The following is a 12,469-nucleotide window of genomic DNA, read 5'->3' on the forward strand; positions in this document are numbered from 1 at the left end:
AGGTAAGTAAAATGGGAGAAGTAATAGCAGCCCTGTTTGGGCTAGTCTTAGGTGTAATTGTCTTAGGATATGCCTATCTCGTATACCGCGAGATTAAAGCTCTTGATGAAGGCAATGACACAATGAAGGAAATCTCTTCCGCAATTCACGACGGAGCGATGGTCTTCTTAAATCGAGAATACAGGATAATAGGGATATTTGTCGTTATAGTCTTTATACTTCTTGGAATTTTCATTGGCTGGAAAGCGGCGATCGCATATATTGGCGGTGCTATTTGCTCTATTCTTGCTGGATTCTTTGGAATGAAATCAGCAACAAAAGCAAACGTTAGAACTGCTCAGGCCGCAGCCACTGAAGGACAAGGCAAAGCCCTATCAGTTGCATTTAAAGGCGGAAACGTAATGGGATTATCCGTTGCGGGATTAGGACTTTTAGGACTCTCAGTAGCCTTTACATTTGGTATCGGGCTTCCCGATAATCCTGGTGACCCTTCAGCACTCGCATTATTTGCTCAAAATTTTGGTGAAGTAATCGGTGGATTTGCAATGGGTGCAAGTACAGTTGCACTATTCGCAAGAATCGGCGGAGGTATCTTTACGAAGGCCGCTGATGTTGGAGCCGACTTAGTTGGTAAAGTAGAAGCCGGTATCCCAGAGGATGACCCCCGTAACCCTGCCACAATCGCAGACAACGTTGGAGATAACGTAGGAGACGTTGCCGGTATGGGTGCTGACCTTTTTGAATCATATGTCGGCGCTGTTATCGCAACAATGGTTATTGCAGCAGGAATGGGCGGAAATGAAATTGCACTTATGTCTATCCCGATAATTCTTATCGCTGTAGGTAGCTTCTCATCAATCATTGGCTCGAAAAGCGTAGAGTGGATGAAGAACCTAGAGCCGCAGCTGGTACTTAGACGAGCCACATTCTATGCTGGTGGAATTTATCTTGGACTCTCGCTTATCATTCTTCTAATCGTAGGACTAGTAGATGGTATAGGCGGCTACATAATTTGGATATGGTTAGCTGCAGTCTTGGGACTTTTGGCTGGTATTGCAATTGGGCTATTAACTGAATATTACACGTCCGGATCTCCGGTTAAAAAAATTGCAGAAGCATCTCAAACCGGTGTTGCTACCAATATTATTGAGGGACTTGCAGTTGGTATGGTAAGTACGACAGCTCCAGTGATTGTAATCGCAATTGCTATCGGCGTATCATATGCGTTTGCCGGACTTTACGGAATAGGAATCGCAGCTGTAAGTATGCTAGCAACAATCGGTATCACCATGTCTGTTGATGCATACGGCCCTGTAGCAGATAACGCAGGCGGTATTGCTGAGATGTCTGAGCTTGGAGAAGATGTAAGAAAAATAACAGATAAACTTGACTCACTTGGAAACACTACTGCTGCTATAGGAAAAGGATTTGCAATTGGCTCAGCTGCACTAGCTGCTCTTGCTCTATTTGCAGCATTCACTAAAGCAGTTGGTCTAGAATCAATTGACCTAACCCGAAGCAACGTTGTTACTGGTATGCTGCTTGGCGGCACCTTGCCGTTTCTACTCGGCGCCCTAACAATGGGAGCTGTTGGAAGATCGGCACAGAAAATGGTAGAAGAGGTTAGAAGACAGTTTAGAGAAATCTCAGGACTACTCGAAGGTGAGGCAAAACCTGATTACGCCAGATGCGTATCAATCAGTACAGATGCTTCTCTTAGAGAAATGATCATTCCTGGGATAATTGCTGTTGTAGCCCCAATTGTTATAGGGCTTATTCTTGGCGCTGAAGGACTAGGCGGATTCCTAGCAGGAGCTATCGTATCAGGTGTTATGTTAGCACTTATGATGGCAAACTCCGGAGGAGCTTGGGACAACGCTAAGAAATATATTGAAGAAGGCAACCTAGGTGGAAAAGGATCTGACGCTCACCACGCAGCAGTTGTAGGTGACACAATTGGTGATCCGTTCAAGGATACTTCAGGACCTGCAATGAACATTTTAATTAAACTTATGTCAATTGTATCACTAGTGGTTGCACCACTACTTATTTGATGAAAACAACTAAAGGATGCGGCCCAAAGGCTGCATCCTTTAAATTAGTGTTAACAAACCGGTAAATCCGGGTAAAATATTTGAAGAGTAAAATAATCTGTCGCTCTGATAAATGCCAAATACTACGATCAGGGCCCAAACGACCGAGACAGGAGGTAGTACAAAATGGCAGTTACGCCGAACTATTATGAAACGCTTTATCTAACCAGACCTGATTTATCCGAAGAGGACCTGGGCAAAATCCAACAAAAACTTCTAGATTCAATTTCAGCAAACGAAGGTGAAATTGTAAGGGATGAAAAGTGGGCTGAAAGAGACTTAGCATACGAAATTCAGGACCATAAAAGGGGTATTTACTACATACTTGTATTCAAGGCTCTACCAAATGCAAGCAGAGAAGTAGAAAATCACCTAAAGTTCTACAATACTGACGTTCTTAGATTCATGACATTAAAAATTTCAGAGGAAGCTGCGAACAAACATAAGCCTCAGGAGAAGCAAGAAAAAGCTACAGAGCCTGCTCCTACTCCACCTACGCCACCTACAGCTCCAACAGCAAGTGCGGAACCAACACCACAGGCAGCTGACACACCAGAAGAAGAAGGAGGAACAAACTAATGGATTCAAGAAGAGACAGAAGATATTTTTCTAAACCGAAGGTTTGTAGATTTTGTACAGAATCTATAGAGATGGATTATAAAGATGTAGATATGCTAGCTAGATACATAACAGATAGGAAAAAAATAGTTCCGAAAAGAAATTCAGGTCTTTGTGCTTATTGTCAAAGACAGCTTGCTACAACAATTAAAAGAGCAAGGTTTATGGCACTTCTGCCTTACACAGTGCTTCATTAAGGTGTAATAGCAAGAGAATAGGATTAATTAAAAGATATAAGTCGGAGGTCTAAATACAATGAGGGTTATACTAACTACAGATGTCGACTCAGTTGGTAAAATGGGTGAAATCAAAGAAGTTAAAAGCGGAATGGCAAGGAATTTTCTAATTCCACAAAAATTAGCTATAAGAGCAACTCCTGGAAACATTAAAGTTTGGGAGCAAAAAAGTAAGATTATTCAAAAAAGAGAAGAAACGCTTAGAACTGAGGCTCAGGGATTTGCTTCAAATCTCGATGGAGCTAGCGTTAGCACAATAGTAAAAGTTGGTGAGGAAAACAAGATGTTTGGCTCTGTGACCTCCCAAAATATTTCAGATCTCCTTGCTGAACAGGGATTTGAAGTCTCAAGAAAGAGCATCGATCTTGGAAGCCCGATTAAAGAGCTTGGTGTTCATGAGCTTAAAGTAAAACTCTATCAGGAAGTACATGCCACTATAACTGTTGACGTTCAAGGTGAAGACGCTGACGGTAACATTGTAGAGTTAATTGAGGAGCCGGAAGCTCCTGTTGAAGAACAGGCAGTAGAAGAGCAGGAAGCTCAGAACGAAGAAATCGAAGCTAGCGAAGAAGTTGAAGCCGCATCAGAACCTGAGGCACAAGAAGAAGCCGAAGAATCTCCAGAGGAAGCGGCTGAGGAAGAAGAGCAGGAAGAAGCACCTAAAGAATAATCTTACTGCGATCCAAGCTGAAGCATTTCTTCTAACTCAACTTTTTTATAACCCAAAGGCGCCTCGAATTCGGCACTATCTATATTTTTATTTGACACCTTAGCAGTATTTTCCACAATTGCGTTTCCGTATTTTGGATAGTCAATTATTTTCATTGGAAAACCTGATTTAAATACCTCTATATAAGCTTTTTCTATTTCATCAGATGAGTTGTTATTTGTAAGAAAATTATGCTCAATCTGAGTAAGTTCGCTTAGATATTTACTCATTTTATTCAGATCTAGTTCATTAGCGAATCGCTCATCGGAAGTAACCCATAGCTCTTCGTATAGTTGTCCGTCTTTATATATTTCATATTTTGCCGATTCATATCCTGCTACCTTGCTTGTGTCACCGGTTCTTTTAACAGTTATTTCAGAAGAGCCCGGGTTGTTAGCGGGCATGTTTATACCCTGTCTTTTCATCATTGCCTCTGCTTGTGCTCTTTTATTTGGAGGGAGCTCTGAGAGCTGCTCGCGCATCGCAGATTCCATTTTCTTTGCATACTGTTTGTAGTAGTCAAAATAGTCCTCTGCTTTAGTTGTTGAATAAGTTCTCGATACATTATCTACTTGAATCATCTGCCCAGAATTAAGATCAAATATAGCGTAAAACTGACCCTGCTCGTCAAAGAACTTCATCTTGTTTTCTTGTATGTATATAGTTGCTTTAACTCTTTGAGAGTTATTTTGTTCATATTTCTCCCTTTCAACTATAAGCCCCGCAAAAGATTGATTTGAAGCAAATAATACAAATACTAAAATTAAAATCAGTGACTTAATGAAACCAGCCATCAATGTACCTCCGTGACAATAGGGGATTGAATGAAAATTTAGGATGGGTAATAAAATAACTTATAAACTGTTTATAAGCCAGATTTAAGATTTTCATCAAAGAATAAGCTAGAGCTGCATTTAAGTCTATTGACGCACCCCCAATCTGTGATAGATTAAAACGGACTAATTGAGTGATTTTACGGAGGTATTTTTTTAATGGCTGAGACAACCAAGTTTGCCCCAATCGGTGAGAAAGAAGTAACCAGAGCGATTGTTGAGGGCTTTTCAAATGAATTTAACGAATACATTGATAGTGATGTAATAGTTGTTGGAGCAGGGCCAAGCGGCCTTGTGGCAGCAAAAGATATTGCGAAAGCAAAATACAAAGTGCTATTAGTTGAGAGAATGAACTATTTAGGCGGCGGATTTTGGATTGGCGGCTATCTAATGAATAAAGTTACTGTTAGAACACCAGGAAATGAGGTTCTTGACGAAATTGAGGTTCCATATGAAGAAGTTGAGCCTGGACTATGCGTTGCTGATGGTCCTTATGCTTGCTCAAAATTAATCGCTATGACTTGCGAAGCTGGAGCTAAGATTCGTAACATGACTATGTTTGATGATCTTGTATACAGAGAGAACGGACGTGTGGCAGGGATCGTAATTAACTGGACCCCAATTGCAAATATGCCAAAAGAAATCACATGTCTCGACCCTATTGCTATAGAGTCCAAGCTAGTAATTGATGCAACCGGGCATGATGCTTACTGTGTTAACAGACTCTCTCAGCAGGGGCTTTATAAAAAGCTGCCAGGGCATGGCTCTATGTGGGTTGAGAAATCCGAGGAAGCACTGGTTGAGTACACTGGACTTGTTCACCCTGGACTTATTGCCTGCGGAATGTCAGTAAATACAACATATGGTCTTCCAAGAATGGGGCCAACATTCGGTGGAATGCTGCTCTCAGGAAAAAAAGCGGCCGAGGTTGCCATAGACATTCTTAAAAACGGCGACGGAAAAGGCTAAGACTAACAATTAATAAAGCTTAATATAAAACAGGGAGAGTAATGAGAGTTGCTCTCCTTTTTTTACGTAATTTTTAGATTTATTTTGCACTTATCACATAGAGTTCCTTCATACTGAACCTTCAACACTTCCTCTTGCCAGTGCGAGTTAGTAAGACAGCAGCCAGGATCATTGCAAAAAGCGCTGCCGGTCATTTCGTATCCTATTACTTGTAGAGCGTAAGACACAAGAATCGAAGATATCTTTGTATCGTCATACCTAACAAATCTACCCTCGTACATAGATTCAAGCTCACTCGTATCCATACCGCTTTGAATCAACCTTCCTCTAACGTAGTAGTACTCTCTGGGTTTTGCCGGCGCCTCAACCAAACCTGATGTAGAAATTAGAGAAGGTGCTCCCATCAATACCACCCTTGCGTGGTAGCGTCTTTGTTCGAAAGTGCCAAAAAGTCTGCTGGTAAAAATTAAATTTATTTCATTACTTGCTATCTCACCGGGAACTTTTTCAAAAAGCAGGCGATACAATATTCTCTGCATCCATAAAGCATCATAAAATTTTCCTAAGGTGCTCTGAGAACCTTTTAGTTTATTGATCTCCTGCTCGATTTCTAAACCTTGAGTATTAGGACTTTCTAATGGAGATTCGATATCTGAAATATAGGTGGATGATAAATCTCTTGCGAGCTCGTATAGCTCTTTTTCAGATAGGGATAGATATTCTACGAGATTGCCTCTTTTCTCAACTAAAAAGCCCAGCTCACTAAGTTTGTCTGAAATGTAATCCGTATCAAGTGAACTCGAGGGATAATCAGTATAGAGAACTAGCCTAATGTCACGTTTCATCAGGGGTAAGATAACATTAGACTTTGATTTCTGCTATTACCTCAATCTCAACGGGAGAATCTGCGGGAAGCTCCGATACACCGACTGCTACTCTTGCGTGCTTACCCACCTCGCCAAATACCTCAAAGAATAACTCAGATGCGCCGTTTACTACTCCTGCTTGAGTATTGAATCCCGGGGCACTTGAGACATAGCCTGTAATTTTGACAATTCTGCTGAACTTAGAAAAACCTTGTGTATTTTTACCTAAAACTGAAAGTGCATTGATAGAAGCCAGTCTGGCAGCTTGATAAGCTTGCTCTAGAGTAACATCTGAGCCCACCTTGCCCTTGTACTGAAGGTTGCCGTCTTTAAGAGGAAGTTGTCCGGAAATAAATATAAGATTTCCAGAGATTACTGCCGGTATATAGGCTCCCAAAGGCTCTGGAGGCTCTGGGAGCTTAATCCCTAGTTCTTCTAACCTATCATTAACTTTTGTCATCATCCGTATCGGGCTTTAGCGCTATGTAAATTGTATTTGATCCTCTCTTAACAAGAAAAAGGAGATTTTCAGAATCTTGTGCAGTATCCATTTGTTTTCTATAGTCGTCAAGGTTTGATATCTGTTTTTTATTTATCTCCATTATAACGTCACCGCTCGTAAGCCCAGCTTCTGCAGAAACACTTCCGGGACTAACATTGGTAATAACTACCCCATTTGAATCCTCAAGCCCTAGTTTACTTTCTACTTGCGGCGTTATCTCTTGAACTATCAATCCAAGGTTTTTTTCTAGATCATTATCTGGAGCAATACTGGACACCTTCTTACCGTTTTCAGGTAGCTCACCCAACTTGATATTTAGTGTTTTCTCTTTACCGTCTCTAACTACTACGAGTTTAGTCTTTGTTCCAGGAGCATAACTAGCCACTAGTTTAGGAAGATCTGGCATATCTTCAATCTTATTTCCGTTTACTTGAACTATTATATCACCTCTTTTAACTCCAGCTTTATCCGCCGGCCCGCCAGAGGTTATGTCTGAAACAAGTGCTCCACTATCATCTTTGAGATTAAGACCCTCAGCTATTTCAGGAGTTATCTGCTGAACATAAACACCAATCCATCCCCTTACAACCTTACCATCGTTTCTAAGCTGCGAGACTACGTTCTTGGCCATATTCACAGGAATCGCAAACCCAATGCCCTGACCACCTGCAATAATTGCTGTATTAACTCCTACAACTTCTCCATTAAAATTAAACAGTGGCCCTCCGCTATTGCCAGGGTTAATTGCAGCGTCTGTCTGTACAAAATCATCGTATGAACCCAGGCCCAATGACCTACCCTTTGCACTGATGATCCCTGATGTGACTGTATGACCGAGACCAAATGGGTTTCCTATTGCTAGCACCCAGTCTCCTATCTCCAAATTGTCTGAGTTGCCAAATTTAACAGCCGGTAATTTTGTCTTTGGTTCAATTTTTAATAGAGCAAGATCCGATTTAGGGTCTGTCCCTATGGTTTTGGCTACATAGCTGTCGCCATTTTGTAGTATCACTTTAATGTCTGTTGCTCTTTCAACCACATGATTGTTTGTGATTATGTATCCGTCTTCGCTAAAGATAAATCCTGAACCAAGTCCTTTTCTTTTAAACTCTCTTTGAGGCGCATCACCAAAGAACTTTTCAAAAAAATCATCAAATGGATCATCTCCCCTTTCACCAAATGGGGAGCGAAATTGACGAGGCCCAGATTTGGTTACACTTGTGGTACTAATATTCACAACTGATGGGCTTAACTGTTTTACCAAAGGTGATAATGATTTAAATTCGTTTGTTTGCGCGTTTACATTTAGTCCTAAACCCATGAAAATGATAATTGGTATAATTAAAACTCTTGCCATACTTCTCATTAAATTAATACCTCCAAAACAATTATTTAACCATGCTTGTCCAAGAACAAATCTAAAGCTCTATCAACATTTTTAAAGGATACTAACTAAACCCAGAATTTCTATAATAAAATTATAACCTAGATCAAAGCCCGGCTGATGGATGGTTAGTATAAGTAATTTGAAGCGAACAAGAGTTAGAGGGGCTCTTTGAGCATGCTGTCCCAGTAACGAACATGAAGCTTATTAGAATAAAAGCGCATTAGAAAATCTCTTGCGGAAGAAATAAAGCGGCTGTCTGCAAATGCAAACTTGCCCATCATTCTAGACTGGTCTTGTATCTTATCCACTCGGGCGCGTCTTCTGGACATATAGATATCAAATGCCTGCCCTATATACTTTGAGTCTGCCCTAGAGAGCTCATCAGCAAGCACCGCAGCGGATTCCATCGCCATTGATACTCCGCCTCCTGCTGTAGGCAGTATAGCGTGGGCAGCATCTCCAACTAGAACTACTCTTCCCTTGTGCCATTTTTTCATTCGTAAATCGTTATAGTATCCGTGGAAGATTTGATTTGGATCTTCTAAGCCTTCTAGTATTTCGGGAACAAGCCCGCCAAAATCATTAAAGTTCTCGTGAATTCTATCTATTCTAGTTTCAACTGGGTCAATATCTTGCGCATCTTGTCTGATGCTTGTAAAAACTGATAACCGGCCCTTTGTCGGCCATATTCCAAAGAATTTGCCGGTTCCCCAGTATTCTGCAATTTCCTTTATTTTTGCAACATTAGGGTTTACCCAAAAGCTCCACCCTGTCATTCCGCTGTAAGTGAGCGGAACGTCACCAAAAACAAGCTGCCTTGTTTTAGAGCGAACCCCGTCACATCCAATAACTACATCAAAAGTATCTTGGCTTCCGTCATTAAAAGTCACATAGACCTCATCATTCGTCTGCTCAATTTTATCAACTGTAGTGTTCATTCGGATGGAATCAGGGTGAACGGCTTTTTTAATAACCTCAATCAAATCTGGCCTGTAAGTGCTGAGCATCGGACCATATTTCTCGGTTACATCTTTAACCGAATAAGAATGTATCATTTGGCCTTTTTTGTCTGAAACATTATATGTTGTGAATTGAAGACCTACGTCTAGAAGCTCTCTGTATACTCCAAGACCTTTTAGTATACGGCTGCCAGAAGGCCACAGAACAATTACATAGCCTACTGCGCCGTATTCTGGAATGCGCTCTACTAAAGTAGGCTTAAAGCCCCTTTGCTGCAGGAGCGCCGTAAGCGTAAGACCTGCAATTCCACCCCCTACGACCAAAACTCTCATTTCAGGGCCATATCTTACAGGCAGGCTATATTTGTCAGTATTTACAGATTCCACTATTACTCCTCATTAGTCATTACCATCATAACAATAATATATTAATCATCGGTGAAATTTAAACCCATATTCTTGTGAATTAGTATACCCCAAACTATAGTTGGTTAAATATTAGTATTTGGGAACTTCTCCGGTGGTTTCCATGGAGATTTCAAGCTCGAGTCCATCAGGGTCAAGAAAATGATAAGCAAGGGGCTTTCCGTCTTCCCCCATTTTTACCTCGATAAACTCGATTCCTTTTTCAGCTAGAGCTTGGCTTGATTTTTGAGCATCAGCAACTGCAAAAGCAATGTGGTCTACTGCTTCTAAGTTATCACCAGCTTTAGTTGATCGGCTCTTATTCTCGCTAAGTGCGACTAAGGCTTTGGAGCTTGTGCCAAGAAAACTTTTTTTCTCACCGCCGGATGACCTGCCATCTAAGATCAATTTTAACTCTAAAACCTCGGTATAGAATTTAATTGACCGGTCCATGTCACTTACAATTATGGCAACATGATCAATCCCCTTAATCATCTCCCCTTTACCTATTAATTTATCAAAAAGCCCCATATAGACCTCGAATTTAGTTTTCTCTGATCTTACTAACCAATATCCAGCCCACTATTGCCACAATGAACAAGATTAATATACCCATAACCCAATAGCTGCTTGATATAGAATGGATCATGCTTGGCTTAACATCAATAACTCTATTGAAAATTGGGTATCCGTCATTTAAAAGCGCATTCTCAGACCCAATAGCAACTGATAGAATTAAAGACCTTCTACCCTCAGTATCAGGTATAACCTCCCACTGCCAGATAGATGGGGAGTTTTTCTCTAATTTTTTTACTTCCAGCTCTGAGTCAGATACAGAAAATCCGCTTCCGCTTAGTACTAAGCCTACGTTATCTCCTATCTGGCTTGAGTCTAAGTCTTTTGATATCGATTCTATAAATGCGTAACTGACCTCAGCCTCTATTTCATAGCTCTCTCCAAGCTGCATTTGTTTTGGTGTAGTAAATAGTATTGAGTTTGCGGTGTTTCGTCTGATAGTTTTTTCAAGCTTATCTAAAATGGCGGATAGTGGTTCTGACTGGGTTTGAGGAGTTGGTTCTTGAATATCATCTATATCAGACTCAGTGTTAGATGGTGAAGTTGAAGCTAATTCCTCTTGTATTATTTCTATAGCTGGGGGAAGCGTCTCTTCAGCTACTGGCTCAGGGACAATTTCAACTATCATATTTACTCTTCTGTTTCGGGCAAGTGCTTCTTCGTTTTCTCCGGCTGCATATTTATCCGTACCACCCTTGCCATAGACTTGTATTCTATCCGGATCAACTCCAAGCTCGAGTAGATAGTCCTTCACAAGCTCTGCTCTTTCTTTTGAAAGCCTCAGATTATAGTCCGCTCTACCTGTGATGTCTGAATATCCTTCCAGGATAATTGTGTAATCTGTCGCTTGTTTTACGCTCTGGATTTTTTGTTTAACTTTCTCTTTGTTTCTAGGACCTATTTTTTCGGTATCAGCTTCAAAATAAACCACAACTACGTCTCTTGTCTGAGAATAGGCGTAGTATCCACCAATAAATGGCAATAACCCTAGGGCTATAAACAATGAGAAGCTAAGAGAGAATTTATAGCTGTTCAACTAAGCAAACTCCACCATGAGATAAATCATACTAGCTCAGTTAGAGCAATATGATGCTATACTAAGTAGACTACACATTAAATGAGTTTTTGTTAATATGATAAATGTCTACAACTAAACCCCAAGCTAAAAAATGCTTTGAGAGCAGTGTATACGAATCTATTTCATCAATTGATAAAGACCAATATAATTCTATTGTAGACCCGGAAAACCCCTTTTTAGAATTTGAATTTTTGCATGCCCTTGAAACATCAGGATGTGTAGGTCCACTAACTTCCTGGGATCCAAGATATATCATTCTGAAGGATAATAGTAAAATAATTGGAGCAATAACAGCTTATAAAAAACTCGATTCATATGGAGAGTACATATTTGACTGGGAGTGGGCACGAGCATTTGAAAGCTCAGGACTAAGGTACTATCCAAAGCTGGTTGTTGCCGTTCCATTCACCCCTGCTACAGGAACACGAATATTAGTGCACCCTGACTATCCCTTTGATGAGTGCGCTGAAATAATGCTAAAGCGGTTAATTCAAGTGTGTATTGAAGAAAACTGCTCATCGACTCATTTTTTGTATTTGACCGAAAAAGAGAATCTGTTTCTATCACAAAAGGGTTTTTTGAGCAGAATAACCCATCAGTATCACTGGAAGAATCGCGATTATACAAACTTTGATGATTTCTTGTGCGATCTTCGTTCAGGAAGAAAAAAACAGATCAGAAAAGAGCGCAGGTCTCTGGGCGAAATAGGGTTGAACATTCAGACTCTCAGTGGTGATGAGATAAATGAAGAACACATGGACTCTATATGGGAATTCTATTTGGACACTCATTCCAGAAAATGGGGAAGTGCATACCTAAACCGGGAGTTTTTTGATCTAATGTTTCAAAACTTCAGGCACCGCCTAGTTTTTATTATGGCCAATGACGGAGATAAATGGGTAGGCGGCACATTCAATGTACATAAGAATGATAGGCTCTTTGGCCGCTATTGGGGCACACTTTATAATTACAAGAATCTTCATTTTGAATGTTGTTTCTATGGATTAATAGATTATTCTATAAAGAAAGGGGTCAAAATTTTTGAAGCAGGAGCGCAGGGAGAGCATAAGTTTTTAAGGGGTTTCGCTGCTGTCCCAACATACAGCTCGCACATGATGCTCAATGAAAATGCGCAAAATGCGATTGGTGATTATCTAATAAGGGAGAGGGATTACACTGATAGTCTCATTACTCAATATAACAGACAATCACCACTAAAATATTTATACGGCAAGTAG

The 12,469-nt window shown here is 40.5% G+C and carries 13 protein-coding genes; 6 read left to right on the forward strand and 7 right to left on the reverse strand.

Going from position 1 to position 12,469, the window contains the following annotated elements; translation table 11 throughout:
- Nucleotides 1-11 precede the first annotated feature (11 nt).
- From AAF462_00075 to rplI, 4 genes are all read left to right on the forward strand, one after another.
- Nucleotides 12-2,054, forward strand: a complete 2,043-nt coding sequence (locus AAF462_00075; protein MEM7007510.1) for a sodium-translocating pyrophosphatase — start codon at nt 12-14, stop codon at nt 2,052-2,054.
- A 165-nt stretch (nt 2,055-2,219) separates the two neighbouring features.
- Nucleotides 2,220-2,672 carry a 30S ribosomal protein S6 gene (rpsF, locus tag AAF462_00080; protein MEM7007511.1) on the forward strand — a complete coding sequence of 151 codons (453 nt, stop codon included), beginning with the start codon at nt 2,220-2,222 and terminating at the stop codon, nt 2,670-2,672.
- On the forward strand, nt 2,672-2,908 hold the full coding sequence (gene rpsR / locus AAF462_00085) for a 30S ribosomal protein S18 (GenBank protein ID MEM7007512.1): 237 nt from the start codon (nt 2,672-2,674) through the stop codon (nt 2,906-2,908). Before rpsF ends, rpsR begins: the two co-directional genes overlap by 1 nt.
- Before the next feature lie 58 nt (nt 2,909-2,966).
- Nucleotides 2,967-3,617 (forward strand): 50S ribosomal protein L9, encoded by a 651-nt coding sequence (gene rplI, locus AAF462_00090; protein MEM7007513.1) that lies wholly within the window; start codon nt 2,967-2,969, stop codon nt 3,615-3,617.
- Nucleotides 3,618-3,619: 2 nt separating this feature from the next.
- On the opposite strand, the gene AAF462_00095 is transcribed toward rplI, so the two are convergent.
- Nucleotides 3,620-4,450, reverse strand: a complete 831-nt coding sequence (locus AAF462_00095) for a DUF4412 domain-containing protein (protein MEM7007514.1) — start codon at nt 4,448-4,450, stop codon at nt 3,620-3,622.
- Nucleotides 4,451-4,648: 198 nt separating this feature from the next.
- On the opposite strand from AAF462_00095, the gene AAF462_00100 reads away from it, so the two are divergent.
- A complete protein-coding gene (locus AAF462_00100; GenBank protein MEM7007515.1) occupies nt 4,649-5,458 on the forward strand; it encodes a sulfide-dependent adenosine diphosphate thiazole synthase in 810 nt (269 codons plus the stop codon).
- Between the two features lie 62 nt (nt 5,459-5,520).
- Here the strand turns inward: AAF462_00100 and AAF462_00105 are convergent, their stop codons facing one another.
- The 6 genes from AAF462_00105 to AAF462_00130 all read right to left on the reverse strand — a co-directional run bounded on the left by AAF462_00105 (nt 5,521) and on the right by AAF462_00130 (nt 11,189).
- A complete protein-coding gene (locus AAF462_00105) occupies nt 5,521-6,303 on the reverse strand; it encodes a DUF6775 family putative metallopeptidase (GenBank protein MEM7007516.1) in 783 nt (260 codons plus the stop codon).
- Nucleotides 6,304-6,319: 16 nt separating this feature from the next.
- The gene (locus AAF462_00110; GenBank protein ID MEM7007517.1) at nt 6,320-6,784 is read right to left on the reverse strand and encodes a RidA family protein; all 465 of its coding nucleotides are present in this window, start codon (nt 6,782-6,784) and stop codon (nt 6,320-6,322) included.
- Nucleotides 6,771-8,192, reverse strand: coding sequence for a DegQ family serine endoprotease (locus tag AAF462_00115; protein MEM7007518.1), 1,422 nt, complete (start codon nt 8,190-8,192; stop codon nt 6,771-6,773). Before AAF462_00115 ends, AAF462_00110 begins: the two co-directional genes overlap by 14 nt.
- Before the next feature lie 176 nt (nt 8,193-8,368).
- On the reverse strand, nt 8,369-9,559 hold the full coding sequence (locus AAF462_00120) for an NAD(P)/FAD-dependent oxidoreductase (protein MEM7007519.1): 1,191 nt from the start codon (nt 9,557-9,559) through the stop codon (nt 8,369-8,371).
- 111 nt (nt 9,560-9,670) lie between these two features.
- The gene (locus tag AAF462_00125; protein ID MEM7007520.1) at nt 9,671-10,108 is read right to left on the reverse strand and encodes a VOC family protein; all 438 of its coding nucleotides are present in this window, start codon (nt 10,106-10,108) and stop codon (nt 9,671-9,673) included.
- Nucleotides 10,109-10,121: 13 nt separating this feature from the next.
- Nucleotides 10,122-11,189 carry an OmpA family protein gene (locus tag AAF462_00130; protein MEM7007521.1) on the reverse strand — a complete coding sequence of 356 codons (1,068 nt, stop codon included), beginning with the start codon at nt 11,187-11,189 and terminating at the stop codon, nt 10,122-10,124.
- A 104-nt stretch (nt 11,190-11,293) separates the two neighbouring features.
- Here AAF462_00130 and AAF462_00135 point away from each other — a divergent pair, with 104 nt between their 5' ends.
- Nucleotides 11,294-12,469, forward strand: coding sequence for a GNAT family N-acetyltransferase (locus AAF462_00135; GenBank protein MEM7007522.1), 1,176 nt, complete (start codon nt 11,294-11,296; stop codon nt 12,467-12,469).

The organism is Thermodesulfobacteriota bacterium, assembly GCA_039028315.1.
GTDB lineage: Bacteria > Desulfobacterota_D > UBA1144 > Nemesobacterales > UBA2774 > CR02bin9.